Below are 17,609 nucleotides of genomic sequence, written 5' to 3'. Positions count from 1 at the left end.
ACACCATATCTTGTAACAACCATACTGTAATAGTCAGTAAAACTTCTTTATTAAATTATTCATCTAAAACAATTGACGTGAGATTTTTGCACGTTTTATTACGCACCCTAAAATCATGAATCTTGTACTATGTGAATTTAATTCATAATGCCTAACATATGAACGTAAGCATATTTATCACACAAGTATTGATATTGCAGACCTGTCAATCAGGTATTAACCCAATTTGGATATCGAAAAACAGCAATTAATATATTATACAAACATAAACCCAGCGTTCATTAATATCATCTATAATAGTTAACTCCTATCATGCAGATTCTATCGATCGATATAAACATTATACGCACCGTTTGACCAGGGAGAAACAAATCCATATACTCCCGGTGGTTTTTTAACCTAGAAATGCTTCTGTTTTTCCTACATAAAATTATTACAGGCATAATAATGTTGAATATACAACTCATCTCTGATGATCAATATTTTTTGATGGGCATAAATGCACTACTGCACAAGGAATACAATTTATATAATTTTATATTAACCAAACCCCAAGATATAGATTCATTATCTATACCTGCCACCACCGATTTAATCATTGTTATTATTGATAATTCAGCACACCTTTCAGAACTATTCAAACTTGTTAACTCAACAAATATAAAAACACTTTCTATATCCAGGAATGATATTGATGGTGATATTGTTCTTAGAAAGAATTCATTATTCTTTTCTAATAAACGCCAGTCGCAGAATAATATAAAAAATAACATCCAAAGAATTATTAACAATGAAAACATAATAAATATAAAAATAACACCTGCCCAGAAGGTAATTATCAACTATATACTACAGGGGAGAGATATAAACTTCATTGCACGAAGGCTTGGGTTATGCCATAAAACCGTCAGTTCACATAAATGTTTATTCCTTAATCAGTTCAGGGTAGACAATATCTACCAAATATTAAGCATACTCATGTTAATATTCACTGAAAGAAATAAAGTTATCACTCATAAAAGACAAATAATGAATCTCCAACACCGATATTAAAAACGTGCCAACCAGCAACAGCGGTTATCCTTCTTCAGGAAGGCCCCTGAAATTTCACCATCAATTTATGATTGTTGCCAATAGCTCCCACACGTAATCATCCACTTATTTTTTTATGAACCGGCTTATTCAACGAAGAATGGTACTGACGCGGCGATTAACGCCACGTCGGAGCAGGAAGGAATCAGCGCCGGGCGCGAAGCTGACGCGCGAGATGGACCGCGACATCACAGCCGCTGCGTTCCAGGGAGATAGACTCTTCGCCACGCACTATGGCCTGGCGCGTCAGGCAAGTAAGCACGCCGCCGGGCGGCATCTCAATCGACAGCCCGACATCGCGCTCTTCCGCCGCAGCCATCGCATCATGCCAGTGCACGGTACGCGCCATATTAAAGGCCAGATCGTCGGCGATACGTTCGGGCTGCCAGAGCACGCGCGCAGTGCTCCCGCTGAGATATGCACAGCGCGGACGCATCAGCGTGACCGAGGAAAAGGCCTCGTTAAGCCGCTGCGCGGGCGCATCGAGCAGCGCGCAGTGCGACGGCACGCTAACCGCAAGACGGCGAACTTTATTCGCCCCTTTCACCAGCGCACGTTCGCCGACCTTCGCCATTAATTCATCACGCCCGGCGATAACAATCTGGCGCTCGGCATTAAGATTGGCAATGAAGGTTTCCGGCTCCAGCAGCGGCTCTACCTGCTCGCGCGATAATCCCATGATAGCGGTTAACCCGTAACCTTCGGGATACGCCTGTTCCATTAAATCGCCGCGCAGCGCCACCAGACGCAGCGCATCGTCAAAGCCCAGCGCGCCAGCCACCACGGCGGCAGGAAACGCGCCTATCGATAATCCACTCACCATATCCGGCGTGACGTCACGTTTAATTAGCTCTCGCGCCCATGCAACGCCGGCAATTAATAGTGAGAGCTGTACCGCGCGCGTATGATGCAGGGCCGATTCCGTATCCAGCCGCTCTACGTCTGCATCACCTAATACCGCACGCGCCTGCGCCAGGGTTTCATCACCAGCGGGCAACTGATGCAGCATGCCCGGATACTGAGTTCCCTGCCCGGGAAAAGTAAAAAGAATCTTCATTATTATTCCGCCTCCTGCACCCACGGATCGGCGACAAGACGCGGTCCGCGTGCGGTTTTCAGTAGCGCGCGCCCTTCCCGAAGCCATTCAGTCAGCGCGAATCCGCCGAGCGGCGTTTCAATCTGTGTGTCCGCACGACAGGGGAGTTGCGTTACCATCGCCTGCCAGCGCGCCAGTTCACTCGCTTCAGGGCGCTGGGGGGCGCGTATCAGTAAATCGAGATCGCTATCAGCGTGTATTACGGGAATCTCCGTCGCCAGCGCATAGCCTACGCTACCGGCGATCCCCCAGCGCCACGGCCATGCGCGCTGTATCAACTGAATCGCCGCCTGTAACGGCGGCGAGGAAACAAAAGCCGAGCGCTGTAGCGTTTGCATATCCACCAGCATTTCTGGCGTTACGCTACGCAAAATACGCGCCGGGTTAACCCAACCTGCGGCGCGCTCTGAGCGCCGCAGGCCGCGAACCCCAACCGGCACCAGCCCCTGAGGGTGAACATCGCGACGCACCACCACCGGCAGCGCAGGACGCCACTGTTGGGCGACCCAGGGGGCATTGATTCCCTGTAGCGCATCGTTATCATCCAGCCAAAGCAGCGTGTGCGGTTGAGGCAATTTCATGGCATTACATTCCTGACGTCAGCGAAATAAACAGCGGCAGCGTCAGAATACAAAGCACGGAGCTTATCAACAATACGGCTTCCGCATCCGGTGACTGCACGCCAAAACGGTTTCCAAATACCACCCCAAAGAAACCGGCTGACAGCGCTACCATCAGTACAGCGGTAATTGCCACCGAACCGTGCAGACCCAGAATGGCAACCACGCCCCAGGCGATCAGCGGCTGTACCAGCATGGTAGCGATGCTCGCGATGATAACCATCGTGTTGATTTTCAGGCGACGCGCAGACAGGATGACCCCGGTCAGGAACAGCGCGGCGGCGGTTGCTGCCAGGCCGAGCGGCTTGATTGAGGCCAGCAGCAGATCCGGCATTTTGATTCCGCAGGCTGACAGAACAACCCCTAACAGCGGTCCGAGAACAATCGGTTTTTTCACGGAGCGCCACATCAAAACGGGTAGCATCGCCAGAGAAGAACCGCTGTTTCCCCCTGCGGCGCGCGCTTTCTCACGCTCCAGCACCAGCAGGCAGAAAGGCGTCATTAATACGGAACCACAGGCAATAGATACCGCGACGGAAAGCGACGTAGACGGCCCTTCACCCAATACGCTACCGAGGATTGGCAGACCGAGCGCGGCGTAGTTCGGCAGTGCCACGGTCAGCGTTAATACCGCGGCGTCCTGCGGTGATTTATGGAATACACGGGTCGCCAGGAAATAAATTGCGCCCCAGGTAATCCACATGGAAAGCGCCAGCACGATGATCAGCGGAGACTGATGCACAATACCGGCCCATGGAGTCTGCACTGTCGCACTAAACAACGCCGCGGGCAGCGCAAAATCCATCACAAAAATATTCAGTAAGGAGACATTTTGGTTATCAACCATTTTCGCCTTACCCGCCCAGAAGCCCAACAGCATAATGACAAAAATAGGCGCGAGGGCATGAACAATCACATAAGTCATATATTCACCTGTAATGTAGAAAAATCAGCACCAGAACGATGATTATTATTTTCAGTATCAGTACGCCGCCGGCGTGCGCTACGCGGCGGCTTTCCCGGCAGTGCCGGGAAACCATCGCAGAGTGCGCGCCTAAAACACGGGCAACGGCGTACTGTCTGGCAGGTCTGTCTTAGTCTTTTTGAGTTTTACCAGCTGGCGCGCATGCGTTCGCGCACCAGGGCAGAACTGCGTCGATTGTCTGCGCCGAGACGGTTTTTCAACATCTTGTCCTGGCGCGCCTCGCCAATCGCCTGCTGCAGCGTGCGATTAACCAGCGCTAAGTCATCCGATGACGGCGCATCTGGGTTAGTGATATCCAGCAGGCTGGACAGCAATCCCAGCGTTTTATAGTTCTCGATGTCATACGCCATTGGCGGGATAGTAGAGGCCAGTTTCTCCAGTTCCTCTACGCTGCGCAGCGTAATACGCGCCGCCGATTCTTTCCCCATCGCATGGATCTGCACGCCGCTATCGTTGAACGCGATAAGCTGATTTGCCTGATAGCCGTGCGCCAGGAAAGCACCGGACATCGCCTTACCGACAATTAGCCCAATAACCGGATGCCCGGCCAGCCGCGCATTGGCATAAGCGGCAGCGGCGCCTGCCAGCGCCTGGTGAATACCAAACGCTTCTTCGCGGCGGCCATAGGCCTGGCTCGGTACATCAATGACGGCAATGATGGCGCGCTTATGCACGTTATCTTTGTCTTCGGCGATAGTTTCACTGACTACTTTTGCCAGCGTCCAGCCTTCCAGTAGCCCTACCTCGCCCTGCGCTGCGCGAGGATAGTGGTTGTGGGCATCCGGTACGACGGCGATGAAGCGCGCGCTTTCGCCCGCGATGTCACCATCCGCCACCTGGACAGAGGGACACAGGCCACTCATACGCTGCGCGCCTGGCACCAGTTTTTCTAGCCATAAGGCACCGCGGCTTTGTGTCTGGCTCATGATTTCACCTCCCCAAAAAGCTGTTTAATCTGCTCGCTGTCGGCCTGCTTACGCGTATCGAACTGGCTCAAACGCTCCAGATACCACGCGTAGTTATCAGTGCGCACGCGCTCCGGCACGCCTTTCGCCAGTGCATCGTTCACCGCCTGTTTCACCGCGTTAATGCCATCCGGTACCAGTGCGTCAACCAAACCACTGGCGTAGCGTACTTCGCCGCCGGTCATGCTCCAGATAAACGGACGATTGCGAGAGTCATATTCTTCAATGCCGGCTTCCTGTTCGATAACCTGAGGTCCATTGAGCCCCAAACGCGCTTCGCGAGTCACGATGAGATGACTGCAAAGAGCGGCGGCAATGGACATTCCGCCGAAACAGCCTACTGTCCCGGTCACAATGCCGATAACCGGCGTGTAGCGGCGTAAATCGACAATAGCTGCGTGGATATCAGCGATAGCCGCCAACCCCAGGTTCGCTTCCTGCAGGCGCACCCCACCCGTTTCGAGGCTTAATACCGCCTGAGTTGGAATTCCGTTACGGTTATCCTCCGCCGCCAGCTCCAGCGCTGCCGCCATTTTGGCACCGGACACTTCACCCATACTGCCGCCCTGGAAGGCACCTTCGATGGCAACGACAACAGCCGGTTTACCGTTGATAGTGCCTTTTGCTACTACCATACCGTCATCCGCCTGAGGAACAATGCCCTGCGGCCCTAACCACGGAGAGATAATGCCTTCAAAAGGGTCGAGAAGTTCACGATAGCTACCGTCATCCAGCAGCGCGTGGGCGCGCTCACGCGCTTTTAGCTCGATAAAACTACGATCGTCACGCATGGCTGACCTCCTCAAACACCTGTTCGATGCGAATACGCGCCACGCCCGGCGTCGCGCCAAAATCGTGGATTTGCATATGCCCGGCGGGCAGATTGCCCGTCAAAGCGATTCGGTCAAACAGCGCCTGCCAGCGCACTTTGCTGTTATCCACTGAGGTGATGATATCGACGGTCAGAGATTTCCCCTGGTCGGCGGTAAACAGCACCTCCATATCACCGGAACCCACAACGCCTGCCAGCGATTTTCCGCTAACGGTGCGGGTTGCCGGGAATGACAAACTCATCTGTTCCATAACACCCTCTTAATCGTGTAAATGTGGCTCTGAGATACGCTCCAGCAGCAGCGTGGCTGCCAGCAGGTCGGCAGCGCCGCCCGGCGACGCGTTAAGCGCCAGCATTCGCGTATCCAGTTGTGCAAGCGCGGCTTTACCCTGCGGGCAGCGACAGCCGCCAGCCAGCAGTACCGCGCGCGCGCCGTTTTGCATCGTCTCCAGCCCCGGCAGACCGGCCCGTGAAAGTACGCAGGTGTCGCTCAGCGAAGTCATAATTGCCATTAGTGCGTCGATCCGGGCTTCGTCTTCGCTCGCCCCCTGACGGCGACTGCGCAGAAGCTGCGGCAGCGCGAGACGCATAATGTGCGGGAAACCGTTTTGCGCTTCTTCCCGCGCGCCGGGAACCTGATAACGCCGCGTCGCCCGCAGACCTTTACTGAATACTTTCGGAGCCGCCGTATCCGGCAGCGCCGCCAGACTTGCCGCCGCATCAGCGATAGCCTGTGCGTTCGCAGCGCCGCCCAGCATCGCGACAGCACTAACTAACAGCCCCAGCGCCCAGATAGCGCCGCGGTGCGTATTCACACCGCCGGTGGCCGCCATCATCTGCTGCTCACCTTCGCGCCCCAGACGCCCGATGGTCTGACGCAGAGCGATATCTGCCGGACGCTGCCAGCTTTGCAGCGCCAGCGCCTGAAAGGTGGAGGTCAGGCTATGTGCCGAACGCTCCATCAGGGCGAGTGATAAATCGAGATGCGCGCCGTTGCCACGGCTATCCACCAACCCCGGTTTCGGGCTTAAGCGCGCTTCGTCTATCAGGCTCTGCGTAGCCATCTGCGCCAATATACGCGCGCGGGCCAGGCTCTCTGTCTGCGGCTGGAGTCTCATTACCAGCTCCGGAATTTTGCCGGTGGGTTATACAAACCGCCCGACCATTCCACCAGATCGGCGACGCTGCTGGCGGCCAGCAGCGAGCGACTGGCGTCAGTGCGGCGGATGCCCATATCTTCCGGATACACAACTTTGCCGCTGCGGCGCAGGTCTGCGACGCGTTTAGCGTCTACGCCCAGCCCGATATCGGTGATCCCGGCGACTGCAGCAACCATGGCGCGGCGCTCTTCGAGATCTTTGGCGCGATACAGGTAGGCAATCCCTTCTTCCGTCAGTACGTGGGTAACGTCATCGCCATAAATCATGACCGGCGCCAGCGGCATTTTGGAGGCTTTCGCCACGTCTACCGCATCCAGTTTTTCGACGAAGGTTGGTTTTACGCCGGCCTGGAAGGTTTCCACCATTTGAACGACCAGTTTGCGCCCACGCTGCATTGGATCCGGCTCGGTTATCATGTCAAGCCAGGCTGGCGTAGCGTGACGGCGCCCGTGCGGGTCATGCCCCATGTTCGGTGCGCCACCGAAGCCGGATAAACGGCTGCGGGTTACCGTTGAGGAGTTAGCGAGGCCGTCTACCTGCAGCGTCGAGCCGATGAACATATCTACCGCATATTGCCCAGCCATCTGGCAGAATGCGCGGTTCGAGCGCATAGAGCCGTCTGCACCGGTAAAAAAGACATCGGGGCGCGCGCGGATATACTCTTCCATCCCCAGCTCACCGCCAAAGCAGTGCACGCTTTCGACCCAGCCGCTTTCAATCGCTGGAATCAGGGTTGGATGCGGGTTCAGCGTCCAGTGTTTACAGATTTTGCCTTTCAGGCCCAGTTTCTCGCCGTAGGTCGGCAGCAGCAGCTCAATCGCGGCCGTATTAAAACCGATGCCGTGGTTCAGGGATTGCACCTGATGTTCAGCATAAATCCCTTTAATCGCCATCATCGCCATCAGGATATGTTCCTGTTTGATCAGGCGCGGATCGCGGGTAAACAGCGGTTCAATAAAGAATGGCTTGTCTGCGACAACAACGTAATCAATCCACGAGCCGGGGATATCAACGCGCGGCAGGTCGCACTCATCGTCAACCAGTTCGTTAACCTGCGCGATAACGATGCCGTCGTGGAAAGCCGCGGCTTCAACCAGCGCAGGGGTGTCCTCGGTGCTCGGCCCGGTATAGAGATTGCCTTTACGGTCAGCTTTATAACCCGCGATCAGCGCGATATTTGGCACCAGGTCAACATACAGGCGGGAATACAGCTCGATATAGGTATGGATTGCACCAATTTCCAGAACGTTATCTTCCAGAAGCTGGGCAATACGCAGGCTTTGCGGGCCAGAAAATGAGAAGTCGAGTTTCCGCGCGATCCCTTTTTCAAAAATATCCAGGTGTTCACTACGTCCTACGCTCGGCATGATCATATGCAGATCGTGGACCTTTTGCGGGTTCACTTCCGCCAGCATGCGCGAAAGAAAATCCGCCTGTTTCTGGTTGTTTCCTTCCAGAACTACCCGATCGCCGGGCGCAATTAGTTTTTCCAGCATTTCGACAAGGTGTTCTGTCGGAATCACCTTACCTTCAACCGGGACGGACGCCACTCGCCGCTGTTTTTCCGTGCGGCGCGTGTTCCAGACCCTTGCTGGCGTTTGGCAAGTCGTCATTATTAACCTCCAGATTCAGCAAACCAATGTGAGTTGCTTAGCACTGCAATAAGTCTGGACCAACCAGTGAACGCTATCAATTAACTACCCGGGTAAATCATTAGCCTGAAAGTAATAATCAATGTAAGGTTTTGTGAGCTCACTCGCAGGCAGCATGCCGAAATTAAGTGCGGAAGTTTTTTGGCGGTTAGCGTCACAAAAGGCGGCACGACTGCTAAGCATTGGGTGCGTTTTATTCACCCGTGCCACTTTTGGCTTCTTTTCAGAAAGGCATATCTCTTGTTAATTGAAACGTAATATTTCTGTTAACAATAGCCAACTATAAACGTTGCAGAAGATTGTCTGTAACAGGTACAAAATAGTTATTCTGTGCTGTTTTTCTGCGTGACGAATGCCCGCAGAAGGCGATACTGACTGCCCATCCGGGCAAAAACAAAAAATAGCGTTAATCTGAAGCCATTAATACAGAAATAAGACCGTTTGATGTGATGACTCAATCAGCAGGACGTCATTATTTATTGGCAATCAATCATCGTCTTTTCTGGAAGAGGTTAAGGAAGAATAGTAAATATTCGCCTTCATAGAAGGCGGCCTTAATTTCACCCCGCAGGGGCGAACCAACGTCCCTGAAAAGAAGTCCCTGCAGCCTATAAATTTTAAATCCCCGGACAATAATCAGGCAGAGCCAAAAACTGTTGATGACCATGCCCACAGAACGTAGTGCAATAAAAAACGCCGGGCTTTGTTGCACGACGTTTTTAAGCGGCGCGGCGTTCTCGCGCTAATGGAATCTGTTATTGACCAGCAATTTTCATTTCAGGCAGCAGCACAGAACCGCACTGAATATTGCTGCGGGTTTCAATATCGTCGCCCACGGTAACAATATCGCGCCACATTTCTTTCAGGTTGCCGGCAATGGTTATCTCGCTGACCGGATACTGGATTTCACCGTTTTCTACCCAGAACCCGGCAGCGCCGCGTGAATAATCTCCGGTGATACCGCTGACGCCCTGCCCCATCAGTTCAGTGACCACCAGCCCGCGCCCCATTTTTTTCAGCATCCCGGCAAAGTCCAGCCCCTGACCGGCAATACGCCAGTTATGAATGCCGCCCGCATGACCGGTGCTTTGTAGCCCAAGCTTACGCGCAGAGTAGCTGGTTAACAGCCACTGCTGAAGAATGCCGTCTTTGACAATATCACGCCGCGCGGTGGCAACGCCTTCGCTGTCAAATGGCGTTGAGGCCAGCCCTTTTAAAAGATGTGGATGCTCTTCGATAGTGAGCCACGAGGGCAGGATTTGCTGCCCCAAGGCATCAAGAAGAAACGTGGATTTCCGGTATACCGCACCGCCGCTGATGGCACCAACCAGATGGCCGAACAGCCCGGTTGCCGCTTCTGCTGCAAAAATTACCGGCGCTTTCATGGTTGACAGCTTGCGCGGCGCGAGGCGCGCCAGCGTACGCCGCGCACACTCTTCGCCGACCTGTTCCGGGCTTTGCAGTGCATCCAGTTCGCGGGAGATAGTGTACGCGTAATCCCGCTCCATGCTGCCGTTCTGCTCGCCGATAACGCAGCTTGATAAGGAGTGGCGCGATGAGCAATAGCTCTGCAGCATGCCGTGGCTATTACCAAACACCTTAATGCCGTAGTGACTGTTAAAACTGCCGCCTTCGGTATTGGTAATGCGCTTATCTACGCCTAAAGCCGCCATTTCCGCCCGCGCGGCCAGCTCTATCGCCTGCTCCGGATCGATTTCAGCCGGATGGAACAGTGAAAGATCGGGTGCATCAAAGGCCAGCAGATCTTTCTCCGCCACGCCGGCGCACGGGTCAGGAGAGGTATAGCGGGCGATATCCACTGCCGCCTGCACGGTACGCGCAATCGCCTCCGGGCTGAGATCGGTGGAAGACGCGCTGCCTTTACGGTTCTGCTGATAGACGGTGATACCCAGCGCGCCGTCGCTATTAAATTCAACGTTTTCAACGTCGCCGTTGCGTGTGCTAACGCCAATACCGGTGGTGCGCGTTACCGCAACCTCCGCACCGTCAGTGTGCCGTTTTGCCAGCTCCAGCGCCGTCGCGACGGCCTGTTCCAGCGTTTTGCGCTGTTGTTCAACTTGTGTCATTACTTTCATTGCGATGCCATAATGTCTGGTATGGATGAAACGCCAGCGCCGTATACGGCCTGCCTGGACCACCCAACGGTAAGAAAAAGAACGCAGCCTGGAGTGAGTCTAACAGAGAATCCTTTCTCCGCGCGCGCCTGAACTGCTAGTATTAGCCTCTTTTTTGAGGAGCCTGAGATGATAAAGCAGCCTGAAGAAGACTGGCTCGATGATACGCCCGAGAATGTTACCGACGATGATGATGAAATCATCTGGGTCAGCAAAAGTGAAATTAAGCGCGACGCCGAAGAGCTAAAGCGCCTTGGCGCCGAGCTGGTTGCGCTGGGTAAAAACGCGCTGGATAAAATTCCGCTGGATGAAGAACTGCGCGATGCCGTCGAGCTGGCGCAGCGAATAAAGAAAGAGGGACGCCGGCGCCAGTTGCAGCTTATCGGAAAAATGCTGCGTAGCCGCGATGTCGATCCGCTGCGCCAGGCGCTGGATAAACTTAAAAATCGCCACAATCAGCAGGTTTCTCTGTTTCATAAGTTGGAAGCACTGCGCGACAGGCTTATTGAGCAGGGCGATGATGCGATGCCAGAGGTGCTTACACTGTGGCCAAATGCGGACAGGCAGCAGCTACGCGCGCTGATCCGCAACGCTAAAAAAGAGCAGGCAGGCAATAAGCCGCCGAAATCCGCGCGGCAGATTTTCCAGTATCTGCGCGAACTGGCCGAAGCCCAGTAAATTGAGTTAGCCTGAGCGCCCTGAATATTCCGGGGCGTTTCCTTTTCTGCCCCGCGCCATAGCGCGTTGTGGCCAGTTTATCCAGATTCAATTACACGAAAAATAGCGGCAATGCCGCCCTATTCCGCCGACTCCGCCCGGCAAAAGCGGTGAAGAATAGCCGCTACCGATACGCGCCGCGACAAACCCGCCGCCAGTTTATGGAATGCAAATTTAAAGACAGTCAGGCGGGGTGAAAGCCCATAATGGCCGCCTCCGGAAGATATGGTTTTTAGCAGGCAGCAAATATTGGCCGGAGCACCGCGCCGGCCTAATAACAGTTTTATGCCTGAGATTTTCTTGCCGCCAGCGCGTCCAGCAGTTTTTGGTGGATGCCCCCAAAGCCGCCATTGCTCATCACCAGGATATAATCCCCCGGCTGCGCGGTTTTCATCACCATCTCCACCAGCGCATCAACGTCAGCGCTCCAGTGCGCCGGCTGTACGCAGGCGTCCGCTACCTCTGATACCTGCCAGGAGATATGCGGCGGTTGGAACAGAAACACCTCATCGGCTCGCCCCAGCGCCGGCGCCAGATCCTCTTTGCTGATCCCCATTTTCATGGTGTTAGAACGAGGCTCCAGTACCGCCAGAATGCGCGCGGTACCGCCAACTTTGCCGCGCAAAGCCGCTAGCGTAGACAGAATCGCCGTAGGATGATGCGCAAAATCGTCGTACACGCTAACGCCAGAAACTTCACCGCGTAGTTCCAGACGCCGACGGGCGTTAATAAAGGAATCCAACGCCTGCGCCGCCTCCGCAGGCAACACGCCAACGTGGCGCGCGGCGGCGATAGCCATCAGGCCATTATGCATATTATGCTCGCCCACCAGGTTCCAGTTCACTTCGCCCACGCGCTGATCGTCGAGATAAATTTCCCAGCGGGCGGCATCCGGCGTCAGTTTTTTCGCCTGCCAGCGCCCGTGCTCACCGGTCAGTTCCTGTTCGCTCCAGCAGCCCATGCTCAGAACCTGCTTCAGGTTAATGTCATGTTCCGGGGAGATAATGCGCCCTTTACCAGGCACGATGCGCACTAAATGATGGAACTGTTTCTGGATGGCTTTGAGATCGTCAAAAATATCCGCATGATCGAATTCAAGATTATTCAGGACGAGCGTACGCGGGCAATAGTGTACAAACTTAGAGCGTTTATCGAAGAACGCACAGTCATATTCATCCGCCTCAATCACGAAGAAATTGCTGTCACCCAGGCGCGCAGATACGTCGAAATTGCCAGGCACGCCGCCGATAACAAAGCCCGGCTGATAGCCACAGCGTTCGAGAATCCAGGCCAGCATCCCCGCAGTGGTGGTTTTCCCATGCGTTCCCGCCACGGCCAGTACCCAGCGATCGCGCAGTACAAAATCGTGCAGCCACTGCGGACCTGACATATACGGAATATTATCTTCCAGCACCGCTTCAACGCAGGGGTTACCGCGCGTCATCGCATTGCCGATAATCACTAAATCGGGGCGCGGATCGAGCTGAGCCGGATCGTAGCCTTCTGTAAGAGAGATACCCTGTTCGCTGAGCAGCGTGCTCATCGGCGGATAGACGTTATCGTCTGAACCGGTGACTTCATGCCCTAACGAACGCGCCAACATCGCCAGCCCGCCCATAAAGGTGCCGCAGATCCCCAGAATATGAATGCGCATAATTTCTACCCTTTAAAATCCCGGCGTTCATTCTACCTATATGTCCGCCGGCAAGGTAACACCCTTTCATCTTTTTCTGTATTTTGCTGGCGCGATTCACCTGAGCGCGGCGTTTTGAATGTTTGTTAATATTGCCGTAACTTTTTTAATAGGTAACGGCAGGGACTGGTTTATGAAGACGTTAGGTGAATTTATTGTCGAAAAGCAGCATGAATTTTCCCAGGCTACCGGGGAACTGACCGCGCTGATTTCAGCCATTAAGCTTGGCGCGAAGATTATCCATCGCGATATTAATAAAGCCGGTCTGGTTGACATTCTGGGTGCCAGCGGCACGGAAAACGTCCAGGGTGAAGAGCAGCAAAAACTCGATTTATTCGCCAACGAAAAACTTAAAGCTGCCCTCAAAGCGCGCGACATCGTTGCCGGCATAGCCTCGGAAGAAGAAGATGAAATCGTGGTGTTTGAAGGCTGCGAGCACGCAAAATATGTGGTTCTGATGGACCCGCTCGACGGTTCATCAAACATTGACGTTAATGTCTCGGTCGGCACTATTTTTTCTATTTATCGGCGCGTTACGCCTGTGGGCACCCCGGTGACGATGGAAGATTTCCTGCAGCCGGGCAATAAACAAGTGGCGGCAGGCTATGTGGTTTACGGTTCATCAACCATGCTGGTTTATACTACCGGCTGCGGCGTCCACGCTTTTACTTACGATCCTTCTCTTGGTGTATTCTGCCTGAGCCAGGAGCGCATGCGCTTTCCGGCGCGGGGAAAAATGTATTCAATCAATGAAGGGAATTACATCAAATTCCCAATGGGCGTGAAAAAATACATTAAATATTGCCAGGAAGAGGATGCGCAAACCGATCGCCCGTACACTTCCCGCTATATTGGTTCGCTGGTCGCTGATTTTCATCGCAATTTGCTCAAAGGCGGTATCTATCTGTATCCGCGTACCGCCAGCCACCCGGACGGTAAGCTGCGTTTACTCTATGAATGCAATCCGATGGCCTTTTTAGCGGAGCAGGCGGGCGGCAAAGCCAGCGACGGGAGCCAGCGCATTCTGGATATTATTCCTGATAACCTGCATCAGCGCCGTTCATTCTTTGTCGGCTCCGATCATATGGTCGATGACGTTGAACGTTTTATCCGCGAAAACCCGGATAACTAACCAAAACCGCGATGCTTCGCGTTTGCCCGGTGCTGTTTTCCTGGTTTCAGGCGCCGGGGCCGTTTAGCCGGCCAATAAGCCCCCGCACAGGCGCTTACTCAAAGCGTGCTCTGCTTTACCCCATCTAGCGCCATTTACGGTCTATTTGTTCAGCCCTGAGCGAGTAAAATCAGGCGAAGACTTTCCGCCCAACTCCCGGCTATAATGTCCGGCACTTGTTTGCCACACAGTTAAAGGAAACAAACATGAGCTTACTTAACGTTCCTGCGGGTAAAGATCTGCCGGAAGATATCTACGTTGTTATTGAAATCCCGGCGAACGCTGACCCTATCAAATATGAAGTTGATAAAGAAAGCGGCGCGCTGTTTGTGGATCGCTTTATGTCCAGCGCCATGTTCTATCCGTGCAATTACGGCTACATCAATCATACGCTCTCTCTGGATGGCGATCCTGTTGATGTGCTGGTCCCGACGCCCTATCCGCTGCAGCCCGGTGCCGTTATTCGCTGCCGCCCGGTTGGCGTGCTGAAAATGACCGATGAATCCGGTGAAGATGCCAAACTGGTCGCCGTTCCGCACACCAAGCTGAGCAAAGAATACGATCACATCAAAGATGTGAACGATCTACCGGAATTGCTGAAAGCTCAAATTACCCATTTCTTTGAACACTACAAGGATTTGGAAAAAGGAAAATGGGTGAAAGTAGACGGTTGGGATAACGCAGAAGCCGCAAAAGCTGAGATCGTGGCTTCTTTTGAGCGCGCAGCAAAGAAATAAATCATCGCCGCCAATGTATTTAACCGCACCGCCAAAACCGGCGGTGCGTTTTTTACATGCGCTTATTAGCCTATCATCAGGCTGCATCCCCGCCCCTTCACGGCATCATCATCGGCGTTTAACCCCGTTTTATTGCCAGAACGGGATTAAACGCCGGAAACCACGTTGTATACCTAATGCGTAAAGATGTTAAACCTCACTGGCGTCAAATAGCGGGTAGACTTATCCCGGACTAAACCGAACCCAGTGTTAATCTTTAGGCTCTACCCATCTTTCATTTGCAGCATTTCTGGTATTGGCGCTGCGCGCCGCTGAAGAAAATCACTGAATCATTTCAGCATTGGCACAGCAAAGCATCCGCCCTTACCTGGCGCGAGGCCAATACGTTTCAAATGATAGCGAGCAAATACGTCTTTTCTCATATCCAGCCGGTGCCGGTAACGCTGTGATAAAGCCACGCAAAGGAAAGAGCTTTATCGTAAACTTAGGCGATAAATTATCTGAAAGCGACTAACTTTTAGAATAAACGACAAAATATGAGGATTCTCAAATTTATTACGTCTCCAACTTTAAATAAAGAAATAAAACGTCATTTCTCAGCCAAGACAGCGTTATATTATTTCTGTGAATGATGTTTTATCAGCAAATAATTCCTTTCCTGGAAATATAAACAAAACTTCATCCAATTATTATAATAAATAAAACAGCTAGTGTCGCTAACCTTATCCCTTTATACTACAAGAACTCTTTATTCTGCTATAAGAACGCATGCAGCGTTAAATCATAATAATCAATCATAAACAATTGTAACAAGTAAACTGGTAACATAATGCGTAGATTTCTTTTATTTTCGTTTATAAACATACTATTTTCGGCCATTATATCTGTGAAATTCTTTATCGTTCCCGGAACGGCCATTACTCCTCCCGGCGCCTTTTTCTCTTTCTTTGCGATATTAGGTAACTTTTTCTTAATATATTTGCTACTTTTTCTTCTCTGTCTCCCGCTGCTGCTGCTACGGGAAAAAACCAGAAACATACTACTCGCATTGATCTTCAGCTGCGCACAGATAGCGCTATATGTAGATATACTCGTCTTTGAGCAGTACCGCTTCCATATTAATGAATCCGTTCTGTCCATGGTACTTTTTGGCCAGGTCGTCGATTTCTCCTGGGCGACCTGCGCCATTATGGCCTTGACGGCGCTGATAGTTTTTGCCTTAGAATACCTTATTATTAACCTAATAAGAAAACTGTCGCAGCACCGGGAAAAAGCGTCAAGCGGACTTTGGTATGCCAGTTTATTTTTCGTTTTTACGATACTGGTTAATAATATTGGCTATATGGTGGCATTTTATTACTCATATTCCCCTATCATGGTGGTTAAAGAGTATTTGCCAATGTACTATCCACTCACTTCAAAGAAAATTATGGGGTTCTTTGATAAAGATGGGCAAAAAAGAAATATTTATGCGAACAGTGCGAAGAAAAGCCATGTCACTTATCCGCTAAAAGAGCTGGAAATTACGCAATCAAATAAGAAACCCTACGATATTCTCTTTTTAGTTATCGACTCATGGCGCTATGATACTTTTAATGAAGAGGTATCCCCTAATACCTGGCGCTTTGTAAAACAGCATAGCGGTGTGGCTTTTCACCAGCATTATTCCACAGGCAATGCAACCCGCACCGGGATTTTTGGGTTGTTTTACGGGATTCCTGGCACATACTGGGAATCATTTCTGAATAACTCACTGCCTTCTCCGCTTATCACTACTATGCAGAAAGAAGATTACAATATTGGTATATTCTCCTCTGCAAAAATCACGTTTCCGGAATTCGATCGCACAGTATTCGCTACCGTAAAAGATCTGAGAATTAAAAGTGAAGGCGCGTCAGCACCAGAACGCGACGCTAACCTGACCAAAGACTGGATCCAATGGTATAAACAGCGGGACGTTAGCCGCCCTAGCTTCTCATTTTTGTTTTACGATTCGGCTCACGCCTATGATTTCCCACCCGATTTCGAGGTTAAGTTTAAGCCCGTGGGAGATATCAACTATATGACGTTGAAAAATAATACCGATCCCACGCCGATGTTTAATCGCTATAAACAAAGCATTTACTTTATCGATCGCGTTTTACAAAACGTCTATGACACACTGCAAGCGTCTAATAACCTTGAAAACACGCTTATCGTCATCACCGGCGATCATGCACAAGAGATGAACGATAATCGCCTCGGCTTTTGGGGCCACAATGGCAACTTTACCGACGCACAAACAAAAGTACCTTTTATTATTATTGGCGCAAAAGACGCACCGCTGCTGGCAGATAATGTGGATAAAATCACCAGCCATGAAGATGTACTGCCAACGCTAATGAAGCATTATCTCAATGTTGCTAATAACGCCCGCGATTACTCCACGGGATACGATTTATTTAGCAATATGCCGCAGCGGAATTGGCTGCTGCTTTCAAACTACAGCTCCTGGGCGCTGCGCACGCCTGAAAACATCTATATGGTTAATGGTGTGGGAATCAGCCACTACATGGATAGCCATAATCGTGAAACGCGCGAGAAACCCAATTATCTCTATCTGCGTGAAGCGATGGAGCAAATGACCCATTTTGTGAAAACACAGTAGTCCCTCTTGCCAGGCGGAGCGGAGCGCTTTTCGCCTGGCGAATAATTTTCATTAATCACCACCTGAGACATCGCTATCAACTGTAATGTATTTCAAGTGCACTCTCC

Annotated in this window: 15 protein-coding genes; 5 read left to right on the top strand and 10 right to left on the bottom strand. The window is 51.8% G+C overall.

From position 1 onward, the window contains the following. The first annotated feature begins 447 nt into the window (after nucleotides 1-447). Nucleotides 448-1,053 (top strand): hypothetical protein, encoded by a 606-nt coding sequence (locus SFA31_RS05985; protein WP_322837156.1) that lies wholly within the window; start codon nucleotides 448-450, stop codon nucleotides 1,051-1,053. A gap of 184 nt (nucleotides 1,054-1,237) precedes the next feature. Here the strand turns inward: SFA31_RS05985 and mdcH are convergent, their stop codons facing one another. The 9 genes from mdcH to pmbA all read right to left on the bottom strand — a co-directional run bounded on the left by mdcH (nucleotide 1,238) and on the right by pmbA (nucleotide 10,498). Next, a complete protein-coding gene (mdcH, locus tag SFA31_RS05980; RefSeq protein ID WP_322837155.1) occupies nucleotides 1,238-2,149 on the bottom strand; it encodes a malonate decarboxylase subunit epsilon in 912 nt (303 codons plus the stop codon). Between the two features lie 2 nt (nucleotides 2,150-2,151). Continuing rightward, nucleotides 2,152-2,769 (bottom strand): malonate decarboxylase holo-ACP synthase, encoded by a 618-nt coding sequence (locus SFA31_RS05975; protein ID WP_322837154.1) that lies wholly within the window; start codon nucleotides 2,767-2,769, stop codon nucleotides 2,152-2,154. A 4-nt stretch (nucleotides 2,770-2,773) separates the two neighbouring features. Beyond that, a complete protein-coding gene (locus tag SFA31_RS05970) occupies nucleotides 2,774-3,733 on the bottom strand; it encodes an AEC family transporter (protein WP_322837153.1) in 960 nt (319 codons plus the stop codon). A 185-nt stretch (nucleotides 3,734-3,918) separates the two neighbouring features. Further along, complete coding sequence (gene mdcE / locus SFA31_RS05965; RefSeq protein ID WP_322837152.1) at nucleotides 3,919-4,719, bottom strand: biotin-independent malonate decarboxylase subunit gamma; 801 nt, start codon at nucleotides 4,717-4,719, stop codon at nucleotides 3,919-3,921. Beyond that, complete coding sequence (locus tag SFA31_RS05960) at nucleotides 4,716-5,549, bottom strand: biotin-independent malonate decarboxylase subunit beta (RefSeq protein ID WP_322837151.1); 834 nt, start codon at nucleotides 5,547-5,549, stop codon at nucleotides 4,716-4,718. Before SFA31_RS05960 ends, mdcE begins: the two co-directional genes overlap by 4 nt. Next, nucleotides 5,542-5,841 carry a malonate decarboxylase acyl carrier protein gene (mdcC, locus tag SFA31_RS05955; RefSeq protein WP_322837150.1) on the bottom strand — a complete coding sequence of 100 codons (300 nt, stop codon included), beginning with the start codon at nucleotides 5,839-5,841 and terminating at the stop codon, nucleotides 5,542-5,544. Before mdcC ends, SFA31_RS05960 begins: the two co-directional genes overlap by 8 nt. A 9-nt stretch (nucleotides 5,842-5,850) precedes the next feature. Beyond that, a complete protein-coding gene (locus SFA31_RS05950) occupies nucleotides 5,851-6,708 on the bottom strand; it encodes a triphosphoribosyl-dephospho-CoA synthase (RefSeq protein WP_322837149.1) in 858 nt (285 codons plus the stop codon). Beyond that, on the bottom strand, nucleotides 6,708-8,363 hold the full coding sequence (gene mdcA, locus SFA31_RS05945; RefSeq protein ID WP_322837148.1) for a malonate decarboxylase subunit alpha: 1,656 nt from the start codon (nucleotides 8,361-8,363) through the stop codon (nucleotides 6,708-6,710). Before mdcA ends, SFA31_RS05950 begins: the two co-directional genes overlap by 1 nt. Nucleotides 8,364-9,157: 794 nt before the next feature. Continuing rightward, nucleotides 9,158-10,498, bottom strand: coding sequence for a metalloprotease PmbA (gene pmbA, locus SFA31_RS05940; protein WP_322837147.1), 1,341 nt, complete (start codon nucleotides 10,496-10,498; stop codon nucleotides 9,158-9,160). A gap of 168 nt (nucleotides 10,499-10,666) precedes the next feature. Between pmbA and yjgA the strand changes: the two genes are divergently transcribed. Beyond that, on the top strand, nucleotides 10,667-11,215 hold the full coding sequence (gene yjgA / locus SFA31_RS05935; protein WP_322837146.1) for a ribosome biogenesis factor YjgA: 549 nt from the start codon (nucleotides 10,667-10,669) through the stop codon (nucleotides 11,213-11,215). A gap of 322 nt (nucleotides 11,216-11,537) precedes the next feature. On the opposite strand, the gene mpl is transcribed toward yjgA, so the two are convergent. After that, nucleotides 11,538-12,908 (bottom strand): UDP-N-acetylmuramate:L-alanyl-gamma-D-glutamyl-meso-diaminopimelate ligase, encoded by a 1,371-nt coding sequence (gene mpl, locus SFA31_RS05930; RefSeq protein WP_322837145.1) that lies wholly within the window; start codon nucleotides 12,906-12,908, stop codon nucleotides 11,538-11,540. A gap of 172 nt (nucleotides 12,909-13,080) precedes the next feature. Here mpl and fbp point away from each other — a divergent pair, with 172 nt between their 5' ends. The 3 genes from fbp to SFA31_RS05915 all read left to right on the top strand — a co-directional run bounded on the left by fbp (nucleotide 13,081) and on the right by SFA31_RS05915 (nucleotide 17,502). Further along, nucleotides 13,081-14,079, top strand: a complete 999-nt coding sequence (fbp, locus tag SFA31_RS05925; protein WP_322837144.1) for a class 1 fructose-bisphosphatase — start codon at nucleotides 13,081-13,083, stop codon at nucleotides 14,077-14,079. 245 nt (nucleotides 14,080-14,324) lie between these two features. Next, entirely contained in the window at nucleotides 14,325-14,855 is a 531-nt protein-coding gene (gene ppa, locus SFA31_RS05920; RefSeq protein ID WP_322837143.1) for an inorganic diphosphatase, read from the top strand. An 829-nt stretch (nucleotides 14,856-15,684) separates the two neighbouring features. Then, on the top strand, nucleotides 15,685-17,502 hold the full coding sequence (locus tag SFA31_RS05915; protein WP_322837142.1) for a sulfatase-like hydrolase/transferase: 1,818 nt from the start codon (nucleotides 15,685-15,687) through the stop codon (nucleotides 17,500-17,502). Nucleotides 17,503-17,609: the final 107 nt, after the last annotated feature.

Source organism: Erwinia sp. HR93, from assembly GCF_034555055.1.
Classification (GTDB): Bacteria; Pseudomonadota; Gammaproteobacteria; order Enterobacterales; family Enterobacteriaceae; genus Apirhabdus; species Apirhabdus apintestini.
This window is presented reverse-complemented; position numbering and strand designations above follow the sequence as displayed.

Coding starts and splice junctions, on each gene's coding strand:
- SFA31_RS05985 (WP_322837156.1), top strand. CDS start 448: ATGTTGAATATACAACTCATCTCTGATGATCAATATTTTTTGATGGGC.
- mdcH (WP_322837155.1), bottom strand. CDS start 2,149: ATGAAGATTCTTTTTACTTTTCCCGGGCAGGGAACTCAGTATCCGGGC.
- SFA31_RS05975 (WP_322837154.1), bottom strand. CDS start 2,769: ATGAAATTGCCTCAACCGCACACGCTGCTTTGGCTGGATGATAACGAT.
- SFA31_RS05970 (WP_322837153.1), bottom strand. CDS start 3,733: ATGACTTATGTGATTGTTCATGCCCTCGCGCCTATTTTTGTCATTATG.
- mdcE (WP_322837152.1), bottom strand. CDS start 4,719: ATGAGCCAGACACAAAGCCGCGGTGCCTTATGGCTAGAAAAACTGGTG.
- SFA31_RS05960 (WP_322837151.1), bottom strand. CDS start 5,549: ATGCGTGACGATCGTAGTTTTATCGAGCTAAAAGCGCGTGAGCGCGCC.
- mdcC (WP_322837150.1), bottom strand. CDS start 5,841: ATGGAACAGATGAGTTTGTCATTCCCGGCAACCCGCACCGTTAGCGGA.
- SFA31_RS05950 (WP_322837149.1), bottom strand. CDS start 6,708: ATGAGACTCCAGCCGCAGACAGAGAGCCTGGCCCGCGCGCGTATATTG.
- mdcA (WP_322837148.1), bottom strand. CDS start 8,363: ATGACGACTTGCCAAACGCCAGCAAGGGTCTGGAACACGCGCCGCACG.
- pmbA (WP_322837147.1), bottom strand. CDS start 10,498: ATGAAAGTAATGACACAAGTTGAACAACAGCGCAAAACGCTGGAACAG.
- yjgA (WP_322837146.1), top strand. CDS start 10,667: ATGATAAAGCAGCCTGAAGAAGACTGGCTCGATGATACGCCCGAGAAT.
- mpl (WP_322837145.1), bottom strand. CDS start 12,908: ATGCGCATTCATATTCTGGGGATCTGCGGCACCTTTATGGGCGGGCTG.
- fbp (WP_322837144.1), top strand. CDS start 13,081: ATGAAGACGTTAGGTGAATTTATTGTCGAAAAGCAGCATGAATTTTCC.
- ppa (WP_322837143.1), top strand. CDS start 14,325: ATGAGCTTACTTAACGTTCCTGCGGGTAAAGATCTGCCGGAAGATATC.
- SFA31_RS05915 (WP_322837142.1), top strand. CDS start 15,685: ATGCGTAGATTTCTTTTATTTTCGTTTATAAACATACTATTTTCGGCC.